Origin of the sequence: Pacificibacter marinus, from assembly GCF_900109555.1 — a bacterium.
In the GTDB taxonomy this organism is placed as follows: Bacteria; Pseudomonadota; Alphaproteobacteria; order Rhodobacterales; family Rhodobacteraceae; genus Celeribacter; species Celeribacter marinus_C.
Map to the genome: position 1 here is coordinate 61,868 of NZ_FNZV01000002.1, position 21,318 is coordinate 83,185.

Below are 21,318 nucleotides of genomic sequence, written 5' to 3' on the forward strand. Positions count from 1 at the left end.
AATGTTTAAGAAACTACTGACGACGCTACCCCTTATGGCAGCGCTTGCCTTGCCGGCAGCGGCACAGGAATTTCCTGACCGAGCGCTGCGCATTGTTCACGGCTTTGGCCCGGGCGGTAACGCTGACACGGTTGCGCGGATCGTGGCGGAAGAGATGTCCAAAGGACTTGGACAACCTGTTGTGGTGGAATCCCGCCCCGGTGCAGGTGGAACGGTGGCCTCTGGCTATGTCTCCAATGAAGATCCAGATGGCTACACCATGCAGTTGATGGTCGGAGGCCACGCTGTCGCGGCAGGACTTTATGAAAGCCTGCCTTACGAATCCGTAGACGGCTTTACCTTCATCTCGACCCTTGGGCAGTTCCCCTTCATCGTCGCAGCCCGTTCTGGCGAATACGAGTCCATGGAGGCCTTGATTGCCGCGGCAGCTGCTGCGCCGGGGACGATTAAAATCGGCCATTCGGGTGTTGGGTCTACACAGCACCTGACCGGCGAATTGCTGGACCTGCGCACAGACGCTGACTTCTTGCATATCCCTTATAAAGGGGGTGCCGCCGCTTCGACCGCCTTGATGGGTGGCGAAGTCGATGTTGTCATCGACACAGGCACGGTCATCCGCCCACAGGCGGAGGCAGGCGTCTATGACATCCTCGCCATCACATCTGGCGAACGCTGGCCTGATGCCCCCGATGTGCCAACCGTGTCCGAGACCGTCGCCGAAGGCTTTGACGTTGTGTCATGGACAGGGATTGGCATGCCCGCAGGTGTGCCTGACGAGATTGCTGATCGTATCCGCAGCGAAGTCCACGCGGCTTTGGCGGCGACGTCTGTGAACGACATGATCTCGTCGCTCGGTGCGCAGCCATCCCCCTCCACGGGCGAGGAAATGACAGCGCTTATCGAAGATCAGATTTCGGTCTGGACCGATGTGATCGAAAGCGCAGGCATCGAGAAACGCTAATCTAACTAGCCCGCCGACGGTCAGTTGGCGGGCCAACCCCATCCAATTCTGGAGTTGCATCATGAGCAAGACAAAGCCCGAAGATCTTTATGCCAGCATGTTGCGCCAGTCCCTTTATGTTATCACCACCACTCCGGCGCGCGGCGAAGCGATGCAAGACCTGCTGCCCGCCCATCTGGAGTATCAGATTAAAATGGAGCGCGACGGCATCCTGTTCGGTGCCGGCCCCCTATTCGAAGAGGGTGAGGCAATCCCTTACGGCGGCATGATCATTGTGCGCGCTAAGGATGAAGCCGAAGCCCGCGCCCTTGCGGATGCCGATCCATTCCACGCTGCCGGTTTGCGTAGCTACACAGTGAACCGTTGGATGCTCAACGAAGGCGCAATAAGTTTTACGGTGCGCTACTCAGACCAAACCGCTGAAATAGGCTAACCCCGCTCAGGAGACCGATATGTCGGATCAAAAACAGAATTTTATTGGCGGATCATGGGGGGCGGGCGACGCCAGAGCCAATATCAACCCGTCCAATACCGCGGATATCATCGGCCTCTACGCCCGCGCGAACGAGGCGCAGGCGCAGGCGCAGGATGCGATCAAAACAGCCAAGGCTGAGCGTAGCAAAGAGAAAGTAGTCACATGATTTACGAAATGCGGGTTTATTCCTGTGTGCCGGGTGGAATGCCCGCACTCTTACAGCGGTTCGAGACCACGACGTTGAAAATTTGGGGCAGGCTCGGGCTGCGTCCGGCGGGGTTTTTCACCACATTGGTTGGCCCCAAAAACCATGACCTGACTTACTTTCTTGCCTGGGAGTCGCTGGCAGAGAGAGAGCAGCTCTGGAATGCATTTGCCTCGGACCCCGAGTGGCTGGCGGCCCGCGCTGCACATCAGGAAGCGTATGGTGAAGTGGTCGCCAATATTGCCTCCAGCTTTCTCACGCCGACTGCTTTTTCGAGCGTGAAGTAGGCAACGCCATGACCAGTAATCCAGCACAAGGCTCGGCTCTTTCGGGTATCCGCATCCTCGATCTGACACGCATTCTGGCGGGTCCGTGGGCCACCCAGATCATGGCCGACCTTGGCGCGGAGGTGATCAAGGTTGAGCGCCCCGATGGCGGTGATGACACCCGTAGCTGGGGTCCGCCGAATGTCACGGATGACAGCGGAAAAGACAGAGGCTCGGCCTATTTCCACAGTACAAACCGAGGCAAAAAATCCGTTGTGATCGACATCGCCCATCCGGAAGGGCAGCGGGCATTGCGGGCTTTGGCAAAGTCTTCGGATGTGGTGATTGAAAACTTCAAAGTGGGCGGATTGGCGAAATACGGGCTGGATTATGAAAGCCTGCAGCAGGTTAAACCCGATTTGGTCTATTGCTCAATCACGGGCTTCGGACAGACCGGCCCCTACGCCGACCGCGCAGGCTATGATTTTTTGATACAGGCCATGGGCGGCCTGATGAGCGTCACGGGCCAGAGAGATGGCACGTCGGGGGCGGAGCCGATGAAAGTCGGCGTGGCACTGACGGATATTTTGACGGGCCTTTATGCAGTCATTGGTATTCTTGCCGCGCTGCGTCACCGCGATGCGACCGGCGAAGGCCAGCACATTGATATGGCGCTGTTGGATGTTCAGGTCGCGACTCTGGCCAATCAAGCCATGAATTATCTCGCCACCGGCAAATCGCCAACACGGCTTGGCAACTCCCATCCCAGCATCGTGCCTTATCAGGCCTTCGAGGCGCGTGATGGGCATGTGATCCTCGCCATTGGCAATGATGGTCAATTCGCGCGCTTTTGTAAGGTGGCGGGGATGCCGGGGCTGGCAGAGGACCCGCGCTTCGCGACAAACCCCGAACGTGTCCGCAATCGCGGCGCGCTCATTGCGATCCTGCAAGGCGTCATGTCGGGGCGCACGATGGATGACTGGATCGCCAGACTAAACGCGGCCAGCGTTCCGGTCGGGCCGATCAATGATGTCGAACGGGTTTTCGAAGACCCGCAGGTCAAATCACGTGGATTGCGCACGGCTCCAATCGATTCAGAGGGCGCCATGTTACAGGGGGTTGCCTCCCCGCTTAAGCTTTCGCGTACGCCTGCGATCCCGCCCAAGGCGGCACCGGATTTGGGGGCTGATACCTTGTCGGTCTTGACCGACCTTCTCGATAAAGGCGAATTTGATATAAACGAGCTTCAGGCCGCCGGTGCGGTTGTGCTGAAAGGAAACCAACAATGACCGACAAGCTTCTGATCACTCAAGAAGACGGCATTGCGACGCTGACCCTAAACATGCCCGATCTACGCAATCCGATCACCGATACAGATGTCGTCGAAGAAATATGCGCTGCGATGGATTGGCTGAACAGCGACCAATCGATCCGTTGTGCGATCCTGACGGGCGCGGGCAAGGCGTTTTCATCGGGCGGCAACTTGAAACATATGCGTGACAAGGAAGGCATTTTCAACGGAGATGCCATCGCTGTGCGCAACAGCTACCGCGCCGGTATCCAGCGCGTGGCCAAAGCCGTCTGGTCTGTCGAAGTACCGATGATCGCCGCTGTAAACGGTCCGGCCTATGGCGCAGGCTGTGATCTGACACTGTTCTGCGATATTCGGATTGCGTCTGAAACGGCGGTTTTTGCCGAAAACTTCGTCAATGTGGGGATTGTGTCGGGCGACGGTGGGTCTTGGATTTTGCCGCGTCAGGTCGGCCTGTCCCGCGCGGCAGAGATGGCCTTTACCGCAGACCCCATCGATGCCGAAACGGCCTTGGCTTGGGGGTTGGTGTCGCAGATCACGCCGCCCGAAGGCTTGATGGACGCAGCCATGAACATGGCCAAGCGCATTGCACGCAACCCGCCCCGCCAACTAAGGCTTACCAAACGCTTGATGCGCGAGGGAACCAATTCAACGCTGGATCAGGTCCTCGAACTGTCCGCTGCCTACCAAGGAGCTGCTCACCAAACACAAGATCATGCCGAAGCTGTTTCAGCCCTCCTAGAACGCAGGGAGGGGAAATTTAATGGGACCTGAACTAGGTGTATTGGGTTGAGTGCCGGCAGAATTTTCTGAATCAGACATTCATCGGCTAAGTATAAGGAGCACGCCTAGCAGAATAAATCAAAATCACTGCATGGAAACTATGCGCCGTTAGCTCTGAATTGATTTCCAGTTTACTCCTAAGCGATCATTCATTGACCACAAAGCATTGGTCATATTGGGCCCATTCCAGCCTTTAGCCGCGCTTTGCGCCAAGGTCCAATTCTGCTATGCGACTTTAGTGGGATAGTGTCTGAAGAGTGATCAAATGCGGAGCTATGACTGTATATCTTGATATTAGGTTTAGCTGGTTGCCAATTTGAACTCGTCTAAATTTCTGATGTAATCGTTTTCATCGTAAACTTCAGAGGCCAAAACCATACAAACGGCTCCAGATGAAAAGTTGTCCAAATTGCGCCACATCATTGGACATATATAAAGACCGAAGTAGGATCGATTTAGATGAAACCGTTGTTCATTTTTCCCGTCATTGAGCAAAATATCAAAGCTGCCCGACATACAGATCACAAACTGATGCAAATTCTTGTGTGCATGTTCGCCGCGATCAGATCCACCCGGGACATCATAAAGATAGTAGACTCGCTTGATATCAAATGGGATGTGATTGCCGCCCTCAACAAAAGTTAGATTTCCGCGCTGGTCGGTTATCTTTGGGAGATCAATTATTCGACAATCAGATATTGGCATATTTTCATACTCGATTTGAATGGGTGTCACATAACCGACGGGTCGTTCCCTCACAAACGATCATGGGCAAGGAACATCACCAGTGCAATCTTGAAGATATAAATTCAATGGGTTTTCTTGAAATTAGTCCAAAGAAAAATTGTGTTGCAGGAGTGCGCGTTCAACAGATTGGTAGATCACCAAATCTGGTGTCCGTCGTCAGGGGGTTTGGCACCAAAGGCGGCGAAAACTAAGAGAGAGTTCGGATCATCTGGTTGTTTGCAGTATGCGGCGTGTTGTCTGTGATACAAGCATCGCGTTTCGGGCGTCTTTCATTTGATCGTTTCCCCTTCGAATATTTTGATTAGTGTTATCGATTTATGGATCAGGCTTAAGGCTTCGTAGGGGACGCCTTGTTGCCACGTTTATCTTTGATGCGCGCTGTGGCAGCTGACAGTCGCACCAACAGTTTGAACCATCGTAGTGAACGATGTGCTTTCAGATAGATCATGCCGATCAATGGTTTCTTTTTGTCTGCGACACCTGCCTCTAATGAGGTTCGGAAAGCGGGTGATTGCAAATCATCCCAAATCTGCGTCATCCGCAATGTTTCGCCGGCAAGTTCGGGGTTGTTAATGATCGTCGCCTGCGCCCGAATAAGCGATCTAAATGTCCGAAGCGCAAATGGCCCAAGCACCGAAGTATCAAAATTATTTTCTTTTCCCAAACGCCAAACCATTAAATTGGTGTATACCTCATCCAGTCGTTTGGGGCTGGGCTTTTTTGTGATCGCGTTAGGATTATCTTGACGGTAGAAAAATACGCCATCACAAAACGCGACCTCTTTGCTTTTTAGAAACCAACTGCGCACAGTGTATTCGTCAGAAAAGGCGTTAAACTCATAAAAACCTTGATCTTTTAGGAATTCGACAGGCCACAGCGCGTTGCCAGGTATGCTCCAATCCAATGAAGCAGCGAAGGCGTCACGCCCAGTTATGCGTGCGCTATGATCCCCATGGTATCCTGATATTCGTCGGTTGGCTTTGCTAGATTCATAGAAAAATTCCACATCGGGCAAAACTGCGTCGGCACCGGTTTCCATCGAGCGATCATGCAATTTCTGCAGCCAGTCCTTTGAAAATAAATCGTCTTGTGAGCTGTAAACAAAGCGCGATCCAGTTATGAAGCGGGTTGCAAAATTCAGTGATTTTGACGCAGAACCCAAATTGGTTTCGGTGTTGATATAGCGAAACCTAGGGTCTTGTTTCTCATAACGCTTTATAATCTCTGCGCTGTTGTCAGTTGAACAGTCGTCAATACAAAGCACTTCGAAAGCGTCAGTGGTTTGCTCACCGAGCGAAGCAAGAGTTAGCTCAAGGAAATCCGCACCGTTGTAGACGGGGAGCATGACAGATATTTTGACCAAATCACTGCACCACTTTTTGATCTATGCGACGTTGCATTTTTCGTTCGCGTCGTTTTTCGGAATACCATATGGACAGCCCGAACAATGGATGACGAAGCGATTTTAGAATAAACTCAAATGTACTGTCCTGATAGTAGGACAAGCTCAAATTTTCCTTAGCACTGCTTTTTTTGAGAATTTTCCAAACTTTTGAATTGCTTGGAAGCTTAAATGTTTTGGCATCCTTTAGACGCTGACGCATAATAGCCTGATTGGCGACAAAGCCTTTCATGCGCCGAGTTTGGAAGGAAGCGATATCTTCGAAATAATTGTCAGAACTGGTTAGTCCGCTACCCAATCGATAATTTACAAGCTCTTCTTGAATAACGCTTATGCGGTTTTCAAGCGCCGCACGAAAACCAAGTACAAGGTCTTCGTAGGCATCAGGGTCAAGTGGACCGTATTTTTCATATAACTTTCTGTGCCAAGCGCCTGTTGCACCAATATAAAGTGATTTTGAGCGAGCTACTTTGTTAAGATCAGTTGTGTGGTAAAATAGGGCAGTTCGAGAGTTCCCAGGAATATCCTGATCATCGGGACCTATGACGTTTGCATACGAACACACTAGCAAGGGATGCTCATTTGCAAATACATCCATGATCCGCTGGCTCCGCTGCGGAAATGACATGTCGTCACCTGCTGCTGCAATTATGACATCACCCGTGCTGATCTCATGCGCTTTCGCGATATTACCTGCGAGACCCAAATTAGAATCATTTCGATTTAGAATAATGCGATGGGGACCATTATAATCAGCGACAGTTTTTTTGATGACTTCGAAAGTCCCGTCGACAGAGCAATCGTCTGAAATGACGATTTCGATTGCTAGACCAGTTTGCTCCAGCGCGCTTTGGACGGCTGCCGCGACGGTTTTTTCTTGGTTATATGTAAGTAGCATATATGAACACGAAAGCGCATTGTCGTCCATTGAATGCCCTATGTCTTGTAATCCTAACTTTGTGATGCTGTGCGCGGATTGGCTTTGACCGATATCATCCATTTGAAAACTCTTGTTGCCACTTCTGAACAACGTCTGATGGGGATCCGCGATGAAAATGGCAACGCCAGGGGGAAGCGGGCGTCTTATCTTTGATTTTGAGTTTTATGAGACTTGTTTGGCCGATTTCTTTCGCGGGAGACCCAACAACAATTGTATCAGGTGCTACGTTCCGCGATACAGAACTATGGGCACCAACCAACGCGCCTATCACGACATTATCCTCTATCAAACCCGATGGGGAAATCTGTGCTGCAGAGTGATGCATGATATGTCTTTTTCCAAAATACACTTCGAAACGGATAGTTATGACTATCTTTTTGCATGCTCACCGACAAGGGTAGATATTCGAAGGGCGTTGCGATCTGTAGTGCGCATGGGACGCAATTCTTAAATGACCATTGCCGTTTGCTTTGCACGGGGTTTCAATGCTTTGTGCGGCTATCATACCCCATGCGCGACTGTATGCATATTTACTTTGTATCTTTACGTGAAAGGGTTTCCTATTTTGGAGGGCGCGAATTTCGTAGGGTTGAAGGCCTGTCACGTGTAATTCCACCCGCTTGTAACGGGGGTGGATCGTGGTATGAATGTTGGAATTAGTTATATTTGGAAGAGCCTATATATGACCGGAAAATCTGTTCCTTTTCTTGATCTACGGGCCGGTTACTTGGCCTTGAAATCTGAAATTGATGCGGCCGTTTCACGTGTTTTGGACAGCGGTTGGTATATCTTGGGGCCCGAAGTCGAAACGTTTGAAACCGCCTTTGCCAAATTTTGCGAAGCCGAACATTGTGTCGGAGTGGCCAACGGGCTTGATGCCTTAATCCTTAGCTTGCGTGCATTGGATGTTGGCCCCGGGGATGAGGTCATTGTACCATCAAACACATTCATTGCGACATGGCTTGCGGTGTCAGCTGTGGGGGCTCTACCTGTCCCTGTGGAACCTGATCCATTAACTTACAATATTGACCCTTTGCTTGTGCCTGCAGCAATTACATCGAAGACACGCGCGATTATTGCGGTGCACTTATATGGTCAACCCTGTGACCTTGATCCGTTGATTGCGATTGGGCGTAAGCATGGAATTTCTGTAATCGAAGATGCAGCCCAAGCACACAGTGCAGAATACAAAAAAGCCCGAGTTGGTGGTCGCGGCGACGTCGTTTGCTGGAGTTTTTATCCAGGAAAAAACCTAGGGGCTTTGGGGGATGGGGGCGCAATTACGACCAATCGCGCTGATATCGCCGCGCGGATCAGAACATTGCGAAATTACGGCTCTAACCAAAAATATGTGAACGTGGAGCAAGGGACAAACAGTAGATTAGACCCAATTCAAGCCGCGATCTTAAGCGTGAAACTGGACCACCTTGTCGATTGGACGTCAAAAAGGCAGGCTATTGCTAAAAACTACCTCGATAATTTACGTGGAGTGACCTTACCGTTTGTACCCGATTGGGCAGTGCCCGTTTGGCATCTCTTTGTTATACGACATGAAAAACGTGATGAACTTATGTCGAGCCTCGCTGCCGAGGGGATCTCCACATTAGTTCACTATCCTATCCCGCCTCATTTACAGGAAGCTTATAAAACGGCCTGCTATGAAAAAGGGAGTTTCCCTCTGACAGAACAATTCGCAGAAGACATGCTCAGTTTGCCAATTGGGCCACAAATGCCCATTGAGGATCAAAATCGGGTCATCGAAGCCGTTAATCGATTGGCTGCAAAGCTGTAAATGGAGCCATATCTGTATACGTGTAGCACCTTATGGCCCATAACTTTTTAGTAAAAATAGGGAACGCACCCATTAATTTCGGTGCATTCCCATATGCTTGTGAATCATTTGTCCGAACACGATAAATGAGGAAAGCGTTGTTTCGACCTTTCAGTTAGCTGCCGGTGCATTTCATGTCATGCCCACAACGAGGCACCTCTGCGCCCGAAATATCGAGAGAAGATACAATGCCGAATATGCTCTGCTGCACATGAGAAGATTTTCTGCGTGAGCATTAGCCACACCAGCAAAAGGCAGCTCTGTTCCGCATATCGTAAGTTCGATCTGCCTGCGGCGAATGACCGTAACGAGCCCACATCATCCTATGCTGCATGAATGTCTGACAAGCAAAACGATGTGATCGCGTTGCTTGTCAGAAATAGCGCACCTTATGCCAATTTCTGATCGCCAATGGGGTGCGGCTGTCGCATCTATTTTAGCAAGTTACTATTTTTTGGGTCCAACCGAGGCAAGATCAATTCAAATGGCATTTCCGAACCATCGCTCTGCAACATCAGTTTGTTATGAATACGCAGTGTGGCGTACCCATGCACTAAGGACCATACCATGATCTCGTTGCCCTTTTCAGCGTATCGCGACGGCTCAAATAGCGCGCAGGTTTCTTCCAGCAATTGAAATGCCCGCAACGAGGCGTTTTGCAAGTCCTTATCAGCATGGGATTTGATCTCGGTTGAAAAGATCAACTCGAAAAGCGCACCATGTTTCTCTGCAAAATCAAGATATCCTTGGCATAACCCCAATATCTGCTCGTGCGGTCCTGGCCCTGCATTTTCCCGGCCTTCTTGCATGAAATCCGTGAATATCCGAAACCCATATGCAGCAATTGCCACAAGCAATGCCGTTTTACCCTTGAAATGATGGGCTGGGGCGGCATGTGACACGCCGGCTGCCGTCGCAATCTTACGCAATGACAGCCCAGCAACGCCGTCGACTTCCAAAATGTGGATCCCTTCGGAAATCAAGGCTGAACGAAGATTCCCGTGGTGATGTTTTGATTTTTGTTTTGCCATATATCTCATTCTAACAGCCACCTTGACAGCGTCAAGTTTTGCGTTAATCTTGACGGTGTAAAGTTCAATGCCTCATGGGCCCAAACGTCAAAGAAGCCATATGTCCCTATCAACTATTCCAAAATCACTTGTCGCGCTGTTAAGCATCCTTGTAGCGCTTGCGTCATGGCGTTTTATCGTTCTCGGCGTCGAGGTCAGTATGACGTTTATGCTATATCATGCGGAACAACGCCCATTGTTCTTCTTTGCCCACGTCGGATTTGCGCCGCTGGCGCTATTGCTGATGCCATTTCAGTTCTGGGCAGGCCTCCGAATGCGACGCCCCCGCCTGCACCGCTGGACCGGTCGTGTATATGGGTTAGCGATACTGATCTCTGGGATCGGGGGGGCGTTCATGGCGCTTAACACCGATGCGGGACCGGTGGCTGGGCTGGGCTTCGGGCTTTTGGCAGTTGCATGGCTTGGAACAACCGCGCGCGGAATTTGGCTTGCGCGCGCACGCCGCATACCTGAGCATCGAGTGTGGATACTCCGGTCTGCCGCACTGACATTCGCCGCAGTCACATTGCGTCTTTATATTCCAATATCGCAAATGATCGGATGGCCTTTTGAGATTTCATACGCAGTCATCGCGTGGGCATGCTGGGTACCGAACCTGCTACTTGTTGAGGTTTGGTTGCAACGACAAGCTAAACTTTAAGCCGCCATTGGGACATGTGCGCGAAGAGCAGCTAAGTCCCGCATAGCGGAACTTGGTGTGCGGTGCAGCGAAGGTCCGGTTTTCGACCTTTGTGTAGAGCTACCGGAACGGCCCAAAGTTGCCGGTGTTGCTGCAATCGGCTAATGACAGCTCTTAATTACGCATCTACTTTCACGATTAACTTGGGCTTTTCACGGCTGCCTTTTCCATTCACTAAGCGTCCAGTTTCAATCGCTACCTTACATGATGCTGATGAAAATCAATTAAGCTTCTCTGCAGCAGTACTCGGTGTGCTGGCGGTCGCATCTGGGATTTACACATATCTTGGGGTCACGTCGCTGTTAGACGACAATGGTGCGCTGAGCTTTTTCGCCGCGATCAGCTATTCCATCGCTGTTTCGGTCGGTATCTTCGTCTTTTGGTCCTATCTCATACGCTTGCTGCCAGCTGTGCGCACGGTCGGAGCGCGACTGGGTTTGTTTGTGGCGATGCTGCTTGGATCGGCTGCGATCATTGCAGTGTCATCATGACTGAATACCGCAGCCTTGGCGGGGGCCGCTGCTGTTGAACAACACCTTGCCACGACCGTTCAAGATTAAACCCAGGCGATCAGACGCGCCGGTATCGTCCTGCGATTACGCCACTCGCGCCTGCGCGCGAAGGAAATCCGCAACGCCCTTTTACTTCTACCAGCGATATGCCAACCCAGCTGGTGTTCGGCAGAGACGGTGCTGGATTAACAATGACCGGCGCTATTTCTGCGGGTGATGCAGAACGGTTTGAGACATTTTTAAACGCCGAGGGAACCGATTTCGGAACGGTGCGGCTCAATTCACCCGGCGGGTCGGTCTCAGGCGCGTTGTTGATCAGTCAGCGGCTGCGCCAAGAAAATTTGGACACAGTCTTGGGGGCAGGGAACATCTGTCTCTCAGCCTCCCCGTATATCTTTGCTAGCGGTGTCGCACGCACGGTCGATATCGATGCGCAGGTCGGCGTACACGAACATTTCTTTGACGTGAATGCGGTCATGCCTGCATTCCTCGCCGTTGAGGATATTCATAGGGGGCAAGGCGCAGTCATGGCTTACCTAAACGAAATGGCGATCGACCCGCCGAGTGAATTGAGTGACTATCAATTGATTTTCACGCCCGATGCGGCAATTGAGTGATCGTTTGGCAATCAATAATGCAGAATATCACATTTACGCTTCTAATGATTTCTCAGAAGGCATGTCATTTCTTAAAATGCGACGGGTCGAACGCTTAATCTCTTTCAGAAATAACAGTTTCGAAATCATCTATGTGCGATATCACCGCGAGTGCAGACCGGTTCAGCTTACTAAGTGTCGCGAGCAGGAACGACTGCTTTGCTGCAGCCATCGCGGCCTTTTTTACTGCGATTTTGGATATGTCAAAATCCATAACTCGTGCATTTTCGTCGATGCCTGAGCAGGCGATCAAAGCGTAATCAAGATGAATTTCAGATAGTTTTTGTACCACATCATTGCCAACAAGCGACCCGTCTACGCCCGCCATTCGCCCACCCAAAACAAAAACCTGATGGTGCTTGGGATCAAACGCCATAGCAGCACGCATCGAATTGGTGAACACAGTAAAACCTTTGCGTTTGGCTAAGTCGTGCGCGCAGGCTTCGATTGTTGTCCCTACATCCAGATACAGTGCTGCTCCGTCATGTATCAAAGCAGCGGCTTTGCGACCTACTGTCGCTTTCTCGGCAAGGTTTTGTCCGCGCTTTTGCAGGTAATCAAGGCGTTGGGTTTCCAGAGACTCAATTGGTCCAGCTCCGCCATGAAACCGCTGAATGCGGCCTTGGTTCGACAATTCGATAATGTCGCGGCGTACTGTTTGGTCTGATACATCGAACTGTGCCGATAGCGCATCAATGGTCACATAACCATGCTGAGAAACTTGGGATAAAATGGCTGCTTGTCTCTGGGAAAGCGCTTGGGTCTGTACTTGTTTGGTCATTCGCTCAGCCTTCCCTAAATGTGTTGGATATCTTACATTGTGTTCTGGGTATTTCAATACAGAAGTTACCATATGCATGAGGTCCTCCTACTGGCCCGCATAGCACTCAGAGTATTTTGTTTTAGTTTTTGGTCGCAGGGCGTATATTTTTCAGCATAATTATAGATACTTATGGTTTATTTTCAACGCCTTTAGAGTTCTGTGCTTTCAGGGCGATGCATTCCTTCTCAATATCAGCAAAGCGGAGGGGGTGATGGTAAGTTTGAGAAATGCGCAAAACTGTCATCGATTTGTTACTTATAAATGTAAGAAATCTTCCAAATAGGCGACTCATCACATTGGAAGACACGGCATATGGAAAAGACGATCAGGATTCATCAAGGAGGCGAGATCAGCGTTGGCACTTTCAGTTTGGACGCAAAAAGCTGGACACGCCAGCCTCTAAAGAATGCAGAGCAAGGTGCCTCTATTTCTGCAAAAGATGCCCTTATACACTTGGGCAAGATTGCGGACTTACGCCATCTCGTTGTTGGGATCATCGGACCGCGCGATGCGAGTGATGCGCAGATTGCTGCGGCTGAGCGCGTAGGGTTTGTTCTTGGCGGGCTGGGGCTAACATTAATCTGTGGCGGCAGGTCTGGCGTGATGGAGGCAGCCTCTAAGGGGTGCGCGCAGGCGAATGGCTTGATGATTGGTATTTTGCCTGGCAGCTCGCCTGATGATGCGAATGAATTTGTCGGCATTCCACTTCCCACCGGATTGGGGGAAGCGCGCAATATGATCATTGCCAAATCTGCACGGGTTTTGATCGCTGTTGGCGGCTCATATGGCACGCTGAGCGAGGTCGCCTATGGCCTGCATTTCTCCAAACCGGTGATCGGTCTTGCAGGTGCCGCAGATGTTGAAGGTGTGTGTCATGCATCCGAAGCAGAGGAAGGTATCGAACTGGCACTTGGAGCCTTGCTGGCCTCAGCTCCGATCGTGGCTGTGTCAGAATGAGCGCCGTAACTCAAAGCGAGGTTTCTGGTCGAATTTCGCTCGAGGGTGTCACCAAGAAATTTGGTGAAGCAGAAGCAATTAAAAATATCTCTCTGACCCTTCACAAAGGAGAATTCGTTGCATTGTTGGGCGCGTCTGGCTGTGGCAAGTCGACAACGTTGCGATTGCTTGCGGGCTTAGAAACGGCAACCAGTGGTCGGGTCATGCTGAATGGGCGCGATGTGACCAAAGAGGGGCCTGCTGCACGCAACATTGCTCTGATGTTTCAATCCTATGCGCTGTATCCGCATTTGACGGTTGCCCAAAACATATCAATGCCTTTGCGACTTGGGCGAATGTCAGCACTCCAAAGGTTACCGGGAGCGGGTCTTCTTAGTAATTCTGTGCGCGGCATGCAGGATGCAATTGCGAAACGTGTGCTCGAGGTGGCCACAACCTTACGCCTAGAGAAGTTGTTGCAACGTAAGCCAAGCCAGCTTTCTGGCGGTCAGCAGCAGCGCGTTGCTTTGGCACGCGCTCTGGTGCGTGATCCTTCTGCCTTTTTGCTCGATGAACCGCTGTCAAACCTTGATACGCAACTGCGCGGCGATACCCGTGACGAGCTGCGCGCATTGCATCGGCGAACGCAATACCCATTTCTTTTGGTGACACATGATCAATCTGATGCTCTGTCTATGGCGGACCGTATTGCCGTGATGATTGACGGTCAGATTGCACAGCTTGGTACACCCAAGAATATATTTGAGACCCCTGCCAACATCGCTGTGGCGACATTTATAGGCAATCACCGCATGAATATGGTGCCGCCAGGGGAGGCGGAATTACTGCATACCGCAGGCGGACAGTGTCATGTGGGGGTGCGGCCCGAAGATGTGCGTATTTCACCAAATGGCAAGCTTGAGGCGGTCGTTGAAAGCATCGCCTTTCACGGTGAAGAAACGATCCTACGGATGAAAACCCAAAATAACACGACACTGCGCACGATGTTGCGTGGCACACAGTCGTTGCCAAGCCAAGGTCAGACCGTAGGTTTGGCCGTTGAACAAAGCGCCATGCATTTCTTTGACCGCCAAGGGCAACGTCAGAAGGTGCCACAGTGATGCGCAAACACCTTACCGACTTGATGCTGGTTGGCCCCGCGGCGATCTTGATTGTCGTGTTCATTTTTATGCCAGTTGCGATTGTGATTGTACTGGCCTTCACGGATTATCAATTTGGTGCCAGCTCGGCGAACTGGATCGGAATTGATAATTTCTCTACTCTTTTCGGGTCAAAGATTGGGCGAAAGGCCCTGAGCAATACGTTGATCTATGCCGCCATTGTGATCCCCTGTTCTGTGGGATTTGGTCTTTTGGTGGCGATTGGGTTGCACAATCTATCAAAGACACTGCCCCGCATCTCGGCCATCTTGCGTACAGTTTATTTTTTACCTGTCGCGGCTACGATGGTCGCCTTGGCCGTATCTTGGCAAATGTTGCTACACCCATCCCTTGGGTTGATCAATAACTGGATGAGCATGTTTGGATTGCAGCCACAAAGATGGCTAAGCGACCGCGATCTGGTTCTCTATACGCTTGCTGTGATCGGTGTGTGGCAAAGCGTTGGCTACAATATGGTTTTGTTTTTGGCAGGTTTGGCCGCAATCCCATCGACCCTATATGACGCAGCTGAAGTCGATGGGGCTCAAAGCGGTTGGGCAAAGTTTTGGATCGTGACCTGGCCCATGCTAGGGCCAACGACAATGTTTGTGATGATCGTCACTGCGGCAACCGCGTTTAGGATCTTTGAAACTGTGGCGGCGATGACAGGCGGTGGTCCTGCTTATGCGTCTGATACAATCGTATATGCGCTCTACCGCGAAGGGTTTGTGTACTTCAAAGCAGGCTATGCCAGCGCGATCACAGTGGTCTTCTTTCTTGCCCTCCTTTTACTGACAGCCATCCAAATGCTGATCGTCGAGCGGAAGGTCCATTACCGATGAAACTTTCAAATATCATTGTCGTGGGAGCTCTGGCCATTGGTGCCGCGATGGTTTTGCTTCCGTTCTTTTGGATGATTTCAATTTCCTTGAAACCGCAAGGCGAGATTTTCACAGCGGATTTGCGGATTTTGCCACAACATCCAACGCTAATGAATTACTGGAAGGCCATCGTTGAGACGGACATCCCACTTTACCTGTTGAACGGGGTTATCGTGACCGGCTCTATCTTAGTTCTCCAGTTGGTGGTGACCATTCCTTGCGCCTATGCATTGGCGCATCGTGATTTTATGGGGCGAAAGTTGTTTTTTGGCGCAATTGTCGCAGCACTTTTGGTTCCTTTTCACGTGACTGCAATTCCGATCTTTATCGGCTTCGCGCAATTGAAAATTCTCAACACTTATACGGCTCTCATCTTGCCTTTTGTCTCAACTGCATTCGGCTTGTTTTTGTTGCGCCAAGCTTATGCGCAAATCCCCGACGAAATAATCGACGCGGCGCGGGTGGATGGCATGAGCGAAATGGGCATTGCTTGGCGCATCGGTTTTCCCCTGTGCATGCCAACGGTCATTGCTTTTGCCATCTTTTCCGTCACCGCGCATTGGAACGATCTGTTCTGGCCGTTGATCGCAACAACGGATCCAGATCTTGCGACACCGCCGCGCGGCATCCTTTTCTTCCGGGACCAAGAAAGTGGCGACGACGTCGGGCCGCTGATGGCTGGCGCCGCACTGATAACCGCCCCGTTGATCATCGGATTTCTGATGGCTCAAAAACGCTTCACACAAGGGCTGGCGAGTACGGGGCTTAAAGGATGAGGCCGAGCAAAACGAAACAAAACATCTCATCTCAATTCGACTTAACAAAATCTACTTCATGGAGCTACCAATGAAATCTCTTCTTCTCTCTGTAGGCCTTGCGCTCACTGCGACCACTGCGATGGCAGAAACGGAAATCCGCGTTCATTATGCGATTCCGACAATCTGGGCCGAAACTCAAGACATGTTGGCTGACGCATTTATGGCGGCCAATCCTGATGTCAAAATTATCATCGACGGTCCCGCCGAAGGGTATGCAGATGGTGTACAGCGGCTGCTGCGCGAATCTATCGCGGGTACAGAACCTGACGTTGCTTATGTGGGTTTAAACCGCTGGCGTATTTTGGAAGACCGCGGTCTGACGCAACCTCTGGACGGCTTTTTACCAGCTGACACTGCGGCAGCAGGATATACACCTGCGTTACTGTCTTTGGGGCAATATCAAGATGTTCAACATGCTTTGGGCACCTCTGCGTCAACATTGGTCCTTTATGTAAACCCTGACCTTGTCACGCAAGCTGGGGGATCTATGGAAGATTTCCCAACTGATTTTGACGGTATCATAGAGCTGGCCGCAAAAATTGATGCACTGGGCGATAACATCGAAGGCATTAGTATTGGCCGTCACGACTGGCGTTTTCAGTCATTGTTGGGCTCGTTTGGCGGGCGTCCAATGCTTGAAGATGAATCTGATATTACTTTTGATTCCGATGAAGGCATGGCTGCTGCGGGTCTGTACCAGCGTTTTGCGTCAGAGGGTGGTATGTCCTCTTTGTCAGAAAGTGAAGCACGCCAATCTTACCCTGCAGGCACTTTGGGAATGTTCTTTGAATCGTCGTCTCTTTTGACGCGATTTGAAGAAGGCGCAGATGGCCGTTTTGACGTGACAGTGTTGGGCACGCCCGTATCCGCAGAAGAAAATGTATACTTCCCAACGGGTGGATCAGCGATCGTTATGTTGACAGACGATGCTGAAAAACAAGCAGCTGCTTGGGATTACATGTCTTTTGTAACAGGCCCAGAGGGTCAAAAAATCGTTGTTGAGAATACAGGTTATGCGCCGGCGAACAGTATCGTTCTTGAAGACCAAAGCTATCTTGGCGCTTATTATGAAGCAAATCCAAATGCCAAGGCTGCCCATGCGCAAGTTGCAGCACATGCAGGCCCGTGGTTTTCTTACCCAGGCCCACAAGGTGTTGCTGTAACAGATCAGATCGCAGCAGCTTTGGTGGAAGTTACTGACGGCGCAGATGTGACCTCAACAATAAATGACCTTGCCGAAACGCTTCGCCTCGAACTTGGCATGAAATAGAAAATACGCACCGCAGCCTTGGTTATTTGGCTGCGGTGCTTTTTGTTTTAAAGGGGATGGCTTTGGCGTGGTCGCTGTGAACCGTGTCAAGTTTGCAGTGTGAGTTAATACTAAAATTAATCACAAGTCGGTGCAATACAAGCGGCATCAAGCCGCGACAGTATCAGGCAAAGTGAAAGTGGGATCACCGTATTTCTGAGCCATAAGTAAGGGAACTCTTTCCCGTGTATGGTCGTGGCCGTGCCATGTTGGATCATTCCCGTGGTCGGCAGTTAATATGAGTCAGTCGCCATCTTAAGCTGCATTGAGAATTTCAGGTATGCGGGAATCAAACGTTTCAAGAGCATTTGCATAGCTATTTGGGTCTCGTCGATGGCCGTATAACTATCAAATTCAACAAAGTTACCGATGTCAATTTGAACGGAGGCTTTTATGCTACCACTTGGTTGATGGCGGTTTTACTGCGCAGCAACTGATTTTGATAATCAGGGATTGTTTCACAGGAACGTTGCGCCCAATTTTGTGTGCAACAGCTCAAATCACAAAAGCTGGCTGAGGGGACATTGTATCGATGGTTCCCTCCGTTTCCCTGATGCAGGCATTCACTGCGCGCTGCGCAAGGTCAGAAATGCGGGACAAAGTGGCCCTTGGCTTTGGTCGGCCAGATGACTTTTTTCGAGAAAATAACTTCCGTCCGACCGCAACTCTGCCTCTTCCAAAAACTCTTAAAACTGTTAATTGAAATCATGGATATTGTTCTGATCACTGCGGTCATCGCATCGCTTTTTGTTGTCATCGGCGCGGCTGAGCCGCTCGCTGCACGATTGCGCCTGCCATATAGCGTTATCCTCGCTGTTCTGGGCATCCTCATCGGCTCGGGCGCGATTTTCTTTTTGCGCACGGATCTGACGGATGCGCTTAATCCAGTCGCGGAGGCGATCTTAAAGTTTCCAATTCGGTCGAACGTCTTCCTGTATGTTTTTCTGCCGACACTGCTGTTTCAGGCAACATTGGGGATGAACCTGCGTCGGATGCTGGACGATTGGGTTCCTATTATGGTTCTGGCCATCTTAGCGGTGATCTTAGCGACTTTCAGTGTTGGGTACGCACTTTCTTGGGCAAGTCCGCTGCCCTTGGCGGCGTGTCTGTTGATCGGGGCAATCGTATCGACGACTGACCCTTCCGCAGTTGTTTCGATCTTTCGGTCCATCTCGGCGCCTCGAAGGCTTTCACGGATCATCGAGGGCGAAAGCCTACTGAACGACGCAGCCGCTATCGCGCTGTTCGGGTTGTTCATGGGGTTTGTTATGCTCGGCATACCCGACCCTAAACTGGGCGACGCCATTGCTCAGTTCCCAGTCTTGATCATGGGGGGGGCGTTGGCAGGCTGGCTTGCAGCACGCATTGCGGTTTGGATAATGTCCCTGTTCAGCGCACATGAATTGGCACTGACCTCTGTGTCTGTAGCATTACCCTATCTTGCCTATATCGGGTCTGAACAAATCATTGGCGCATCAGGCGTGATCGCTGTTGTCGCGGCGGGGCTGACACTAAACTTGACCGGTCCAGGGCGGTTGCCACCTCACGCATGGGTCAATTTGCGCGAGGTCTGGGATTTACTTGCCCACTGGGCTGGCGCTTTGATCTTTATCCTTGCTGCACTGCTGATTCCTCGGTTGCTGGCAGATGTCAGGATCGAAGACTTTGCCCTCATTGGCGTCGTGATACTCGCGGCGTTTGCTGCGCGCGTGGTTATACTTTTCGGGCTGCTGCCATTCCTGACATTTCTCAGAGTCTCGCCGGCTGTTGAACGGCCTTACCGGACCGCAATCCTTTGGGGTGGACTGCGGGGCGCTGTGACACTTGCGCTGGCGCTCGCCGTAACCGAAAGCCTGCGGGTACCAGTAGAAGTCAAACGTCTGGTCGGTATTCTTGCCACTGGTTTTACCTTATTTACCTTGCTGGTACAGGGGACGACGCTACGGTCCGTTATCGGCTGGCTGGGACTTGATCGCCTGTCACCAATTGACGAAGCGATGTCGCGGCAAGTCGTCGCTGTTGCACTGCAAACCGTGCGCGAAGATGTGGCGCGCACGACTGAGGACTACGCCCTCACTCATGATGTCGTGCGCTCCGAGGCGAAGGTGTTTGGCGACCGCCTAGAGACCGCTGTAAAAACTGCGGAAGATAGCGAGGATATTCTTGATCGTGACCGTATTACTTTGGGGCTGATCGCGTTGGCAGGATTCGAGCGTGACACAATCTTGAACCGAGTACATGAGCGCACGATTTCGGCGCGCATGGCTGAGAAAACTCTATTGGATGCTGATCGGCTGATTGAAGGCGCGCGTTCGGATGGGCGGGCGGGCTATCAACGGGCTGCGCGTCGTTCGATCGCATATGGGCGCGCTTTCCGAGCGGCGGGGCTGCTGCACAGCAAGTTGCGATTATCTGCGCCTCTGGTGCGTCTGACGGCAGACCGTTTCGAGCTTTTGCTGTCACAACGACTTACTCTGCGTGATCTTGGTTCTTTCATTGAAGGGCGTATTCGCCGCATTCACGGACGACGGGTCGCCGGTCTTTTATCAAACATGCTTTCGCGGCGGATCGAGCTGGTGGAAACCGCTTTGGACGGCCTGCGGTTGCAATACCCTGGATATGCCGAAGAATTGGAGCGCCGTTTTATAAAGCGTACCACCTTGCGGTTTGAGGAGCGAGAATACGAGGCCATGCGCGAAGACGGGCTGATCGGTGCAGAAGTGTATACAACTTTGATGCATGACCTGACGCGGCGGCGGGCCACAGCAGAAGGCCGTCCTCCTCTTGATTTTGCTGTGAAGCGCTTTGAGTTGATCAAACAGTTTCCGCCGTTCGCGGATCTGGACGCCAAATCCGTGCGGCGACTTGGTCGCGCTTTGAAGACCCGTTATGTCAACGCAGGAAGCATTATTTTGCGCAAAGACGGCGCATTGAAGCACGTATTTTTTATCGCATCGGGGGCGGTCGAGTTGGAAATTGCAGGCCAGATATCGCGGCTGGGTCGGGCCGATATGTTTGGGCAAGTTTCCATCTTGATGAAAAACGCGCCCCGTTCCGAAGTGCGCGCCATCGCCCCAACGACATTGCTCGTTCTCGACGTGGCACAGTTTCAGATTCTTCTGAACAAAATACCGGCTTTGCGAAGTGCTGTGCGCGCCAGTGCTGAAAAACGCGGCATTGATCCGGATGCACTGTTGGAAGACTTCTCAACTGAACATTAAACGTGGGCGTTCTCTTTGTACTTGTCGCTGTACTTGTCGCTCCAGAAAGTGGGCAATCCAAGCCCGCCACGGCGTCCCAATTGCTCGACCAATGCTTTTTGGGGGAGCGACTGAAAAGCATCATTTATTCACACTTAATTAGGTTTACTCATAGTGAAAATTTCACAGATATAAATTTGTCAGCTTGAGTTTGAAGGATGCCAAAATCAAGACACCGCGAACCAAAGACGTTCTGTGGTTTTTACTCTGATTTAAGAGTGGCACCATTATGTGACTATTTTACTAAGGATACTAAAAGCACCTTAACATG

At 51.2% G+C, this 21,318-nt stretch carries 20 protein-coding genes and 2 pseudogenes; 16 read left to right on the plus strand and 6 right to left on the minus strand.

Annotated features, from left to right (window positions below):
* Nucleotide 1: 1 nt before the first annotated feature.
* The 6 genes from BM025_RS03485 to BM025_RS03510 all read left to right on the plus strand — a co-directional run bounded on the left by BM025_RS03485 (nucleotide 2) and on the right by BM025_RS03510 (nucleotide 3,993).
* Nucleotides 2–961, plus strand: coding sequence for a Bug family tripartite tricarboxylate transporter substrate binding protein (locus BM025_RS03485; protein ID WP_170842106.1), 960 nt, complete (start codon nucleotides 2–4; stop codon nucleotides 959–961).
* 61 nt (nucleotides 962–1,022) lie between these two features.
* Entirely contained in the window at nucleotides 1,023–1,394 is a 372-nt protein-coding gene (locus tag BM025_RS03490; protein ID WP_085847902.1) for a YciI family protein, read from the plus strand.
* Nucleotides 1,395–1,413: 19 nt separating this feature from the next.
* On the plus strand, nucleotides 1,414–1,602 hold the full coding sequence (locus BM025_RS03495) for a hypothetical protein (RefSeq protein ID WP_085847901.1): 189 nt from the start codon (nucleotides 1,414–1,416) through the stop codon (nucleotides 1,600–1,602).
* Nucleotides 1,599–1,928 carry an NIPSNAP family protein gene (locus BM025_RS03500; protein WP_085847900.1) on the plus strand — a complete coding sequence of 110 codons (330 nt, stop codon included), beginning with the start codon at nucleotides 1,599–1,601 and terminating at the stop codon, nucleotides 1,926–1,928. Before BM025_RS03495 ends, BM025_RS03500 begins: the two co-directional genes overlap by 4 nt.
* A gap of 8 nt (nucleotides 1,929–1,936) precedes the next feature.
* A complete protein-coding gene (locus tag BM025_RS03505; protein ID WP_085847899.1) occupies nucleotides 1,937–3,196 on the plus strand; it encodes a CaiB/BaiF CoA transferase family protein in 1,260 nt (419 codons plus the stop codon).
* A complete protein-coding gene (locus tag BM025_RS03510) occupies nucleotides 3,193–3,993 on the plus strand; it encodes a crotonase/enoyl-CoA hydratase family protein (protein WP_085847898.1) in 801 nt (266 codons plus the stop codon). Before BM025_RS03505 ends, BM025_RS03510 begins: the two co-directional genes overlap by 4 nt.
* 309 nt (nucleotides 3,994–4,302) lie before the next feature.
* On the opposite strand, the gene BM025_RS03515 is transcribed toward BM025_RS03510, so the two are convergent.
* From BM025_RS03515 to BM025_RS03525, 3 genes are all read right to left on the minus strand, one after another.
* A complete protein-coding gene (locus tag BM025_RS03515; RefSeq protein WP_085847897.1) occupies nucleotides 4,303–4,707 on the minus strand; it encodes a sugar 3,4-ketoisomerase in 405 nt (134 codons plus the stop codon).
* 370 nt (nucleotides 4,708–5,077) lie between these two features.
* Nucleotides 5,078–6,094, minus strand: coding sequence for a glycosyltransferase family 2 protein (locus BM025_RS03520; RefSeq protein ID WP_139204528.1), 1,017 nt, complete (start codon nucleotides 6,092–6,094; stop codon nucleotides 5,078–5,080).
* A 19-nt stretch (nucleotides 6,095–6,113) separates the two neighbouring features.
* On the minus strand, nucleotides 6,114–7,151 hold the full coding sequence (locus BM025_RS03525; protein ID WP_085847895.1) for a glycosyltransferase: 1,038 nt from the start codon (nucleotides 7,149–7,151) through the stop codon (nucleotides 6,114–6,116).
* Between the two features lie 622 nt (nucleotides 7,152–7,773).
* On the opposite strand from BM025_RS03525, the gene BM025_RS03535 reads away from it, so the two are divergent.
* A complete protein-coding gene (locus tag BM025_RS03535) occupies nucleotides 7,774–8,883 on the plus strand; it encodes a DegT/DnrJ/EryC1/StrS family aminotransferase (protein ID WP_085847893.1) in 1,110 nt (369 codons plus the stop codon).
* A gap of 470 nt (nucleotides 8,884–9,353) precedes the next feature.
* Here BM025_RS03535 and BM025_RS03540 read toward each other — a convergent pair whose 3' ends face one another.
* Nucleotides 9,354–9,953: a TetR/AcrR family transcriptional regulator gene (locus BM025_RS03540; protein WP_170842107.1), complete on the minus strand. Its 600-nt coding sequence runs from the start codon at nucleotides 9,951–9,953 to the stop codon at nucleotides 9,354–9,356.
* Between the two features lie 100 nt (nucleotides 9,954–10,053).
* On the opposite strand from BM025_RS03540, the gene BM025_RS03545 reads away from it, so the two are divergent.
* From BM025_RS03545 to BM025_RS03555, 3 genes and pseudogenes are all read left to right on the plus strand, one after another.
* Nucleotides 10,054–10,653 carry a DUF2306 domain-containing protein gene (locus tag BM025_RS03545; protein WP_085847891.1) on the plus strand — a complete coding sequence of 200 codons (600 nt, stop codon included), beginning with the start codon at nucleotides 10,054–10,056 and terminating at the stop codon, nucleotides 10,651–10,653.
* Nucleotides 10,654–10,883: 230 nt separating this feature from the next.
* Nucleotides 10,884–11,249 (plus strand): annotated as a pseudogene (locus BM025_RS03550) (hypothetical protein); the annotation flags it as partial.
* A gap of 146 nt (nucleotides 11,250–11,395) precedes the next feature.
* The gene (locus tag BM025_RS03555) at nucleotides 11,396–11,821 is read left to right on the plus strand and encodes a COG3904 family protein (protein ID WP_139204529.1); all 426 of its coding nucleotides are present in this window, start codon (nucleotides 11,396–11,398) and stop codon (nucleotides 11,819–11,821) included.
* 94 nt (nucleotides 11,822–11,915) lie between these two features.
* Here the strand turns inward: BM025_RS03555 and BM025_RS03560 are convergent, their stop codons facing one another.
* On the minus strand, nucleotides 11,916–12,641 hold the full coding sequence (locus tag BM025_RS03560) for a DeoR/GlpR family DNA-binding transcription regulator (RefSeq protein ID WP_170842108.1): 726 nt from the start codon (nucleotides 12,639–12,641) through the stop codon (nucleotides 11,916–11,918).
* Between the two features lie 354 nt (nucleotides 12,642–12,995).
* On the opposite strand from BM025_RS03560, the gene BM025_RS03565 reads away from it, so the two are divergent.
* The 5 genes from BM025_RS03565 to BM025_RS03585 all read left to right on the plus strand — a co-directional run bounded on the left by BM025_RS03565 (nucleotide 12,996) and on the right by BM025_RS03585 (nucleotide 17,748).
* On the plus strand, nucleotides 12,996–13,640 hold the full coding sequence (locus BM025_RS03565; RefSeq protein ID WP_085847888.1) for a TIGR00725 family protein: 645 nt from the start codon (nucleotides 12,996–12,998) through the stop codon (nucleotides 13,638–13,640).
* Nucleotides 13,637–14,740: an ABC transporter ATP-binding protein gene (locus BM025_RS03570; protein ID WP_085847887.1), complete on the plus strand. Its 1,104-nt coding sequence runs from the start codon at nucleotides 13,637–13,639 to the stop codon at nucleotides 14,738–14,740. The genes BM025_RS03565 and BM025_RS03570 overlap by 4 nt, the downstream gene beginning before the upstream one ends.
* Nucleotides 14,740–15,621, plus strand: coding sequence for a carbohydrate ABC transporter permease (locus tag BM025_RS03575; RefSeq protein WP_085847886.1), 882 nt, complete (start codon nucleotides 14,740–14,742; stop codon nucleotides 15,619–15,621). Before BM025_RS03570 ends, BM025_RS03575 begins: the two co-directional genes overlap by 1 nt.
* Nucleotides 15,618–16,436 carry a carbohydrate ABC transporter permease gene (locus BM025_RS03580; protein WP_085847885.1) on the plus strand — a complete coding sequence of 273 codons (819 nt, stop codon included), beginning with the start codon at nucleotides 15,618–15,620 and terminating at the stop codon, nucleotides 16,434–16,436. The genes BM025_RS03575 and BM025_RS03580 overlap by 4 nt, the downstream gene beginning before the upstream one ends.
* A gap of 70 nt (nucleotides 16,437–16,506) precedes the next feature.
* Nucleotides 16,507–17,748: an extracellular solute-binding protein gene (locus BM025_RS03585; protein ID WP_170842109.1), complete on the plus strand. Its 1,242-nt coding sequence runs from the start codon at nucleotides 16,507–16,509 to the stop codon at nucleotides 17,746–17,748.
* Nucleotides 17,749–17,946: 198 nt separating this feature from the next.
* Here the strand turns inward: BM025_RS03585 and BM025_RS03590 are convergent.
* Nucleotides 17,947–18,164: pseudogene (locus tag BM025_RS03590) on the minus strand (phosphopentomutase); the annotation flags it as partial.
* 330 nt (nucleotides 18,165–18,494) lie between these two features.
* On the opposite strand from BM025_RS03590, the gene BM025_RS03595 reads away from it, so the two are divergent.
* The gene (locus BM025_RS03595; RefSeq protein ID WP_085847883.1) at nucleotides 18,495–21,008 is read left to right on the plus strand and encodes a cation:proton antiporter; all 2,514 of its coding nucleotides are present in this window, start codon (nucleotides 18,495–18,497) and stop codon (nucleotides 21,006–21,008) included.
* The last annotated feature ends 310 nt before the right edge of the window (nucleotides 21,009–21,318 follow it).

Bases quoted from the DNA above. Each gene is read 5' to 3' on its own strand.
- BM025_RS03545 (WP_085847891.1), top strand. From the start codon at position 10,054: ATGTCCCTATCAACTATTCCAAAATCACTTGTCGCGCTGTTAAGCATC.
- BM025_RS03540 (WP_170842107.1), bottom strand. From the start codon at position 9,953: ATGGCAAAACAAAAATCAAAACATCACCACGGGAATCTTCGTTCAGCC.
- BM025_RS03585 (WP_170842109.1), top strand. From the start codon at position 16,507: ATGAAATCTCTTCTTCTCTCTGTAGGCCTTGCGCTCACTGCGACCACT.
- BM025_RS03515 (WP_085847897.1), bottom strand. From the start codon at position 4,707: ATGCCAATATCTGATTGTCGAATAATTGATCTCCCAAAGATAACCGAC.
- BM025_RS03490 (WP_085847902.1), top strand. From the start codon at position 1,023: ATGAGCAAGACAAAGCCCGAAGATCTTTATGCCAGCATGTTGCGCCAG.
- BM025_RS03505 (WP_085847899.1), top strand. From the start codon at position 1,937: ATGACCAGTAATCCAGCACAAGGCTCGGCTCTTTCGGGTATCCGCATC.
- BM025_RS03580 (WP_085847885.1), top strand. From the start codon at position 15,618: ATGAAACTTTCAAATATCATTGTCGTGGGAGCTCTGGCCATTGGTGCC.
- BM025_RS03535 (WP_085847893.1), top strand. From the start codon at position 7,774: ATGACCGGAAAATCTGTTCCTTTTCTTGATCTACGGGCCGGTTACTTG.
- BM025_RS03520 (WP_139204528.1), bottom strand. From the start codon at position 6,094: ATGCTCCCCGTCTACAACGGTGCGGATTTCCTTGAGCTAACTCTTGCT.
- BM025_RS03500 (WP_085847900.1), top strand. From the start codon at position 1,599: ATGATTTACGAAATGCGGGTTTATTCCTGTGTGCCGGGTGGAATGCCC.
- BM025_RS03565 (WP_085847888.1), top strand. From the start codon at position 12,996: ATGGAAAAGACGATCAGGATTCATCAAGGAGGCGAGATCAGCGTTGGC.
- BM025_RS03495 (WP_085847901.1), top strand. From the start codon at position 1,414: ATGTCGGATCAAAAACAGAATTTTATTGGCGGATCATGGGGGGCGGGC.
- BM025_RS03555 (WP_139204529.1), top strand. From the start codon at position 11,396: ATGACCGGCGCTATTTCTGCGGGTGATGCAGAACGGTTTGAGACATTT.
- BM025_RS03510 (WP_085847898.1), top strand. From the start codon at position 3,193: ATGACCGACAAGCTTCTGATCACTCAAGAAGACGGCATTGCGACGCTG.
- BM025_RS03570 (WP_085847887.1), top strand. From the start codon at position 13,637: ATGAGCGCCGTAACTCAAAGCGAGGTTTCTGGTCGAATTTCGCTCGAG.
- BM025_RS03595 (WP_085847883.1), top strand. From the start codon at position 18,495: ATGGATATTGTTCTGATCACTGCGGTCATCGCATCGCTTTTTGTTGTC.
- BM025_RS03575 (WP_085847886.1), top strand. From the start codon at position 14,740: ATGCGCAAACACCTTACCGACTTGATGCTGGTTGGCCCCGCGGCGATC.
- BM025_RS03560 (WP_170842108.1), bottom strand. From the start codon at position 12,641: ATGACCAAACAAGTACAGACCCAAGCGCTTTCCCAGAGACAAGCAGCC.
- BM025_RS03525 (WP_085847895.1), bottom strand. From the start codon at position 7,151: ATGGATGATATCGGTCAAAGCCAATCCGCGCACAGCATCACAAAGTTA.
- BM025_RS03485 (WP_170842106.1), top strand. From the start codon at position 2: ATGTTTAAGAAACTACTGACGACGCTACCCCTTATGGCAGCGCTTGCC.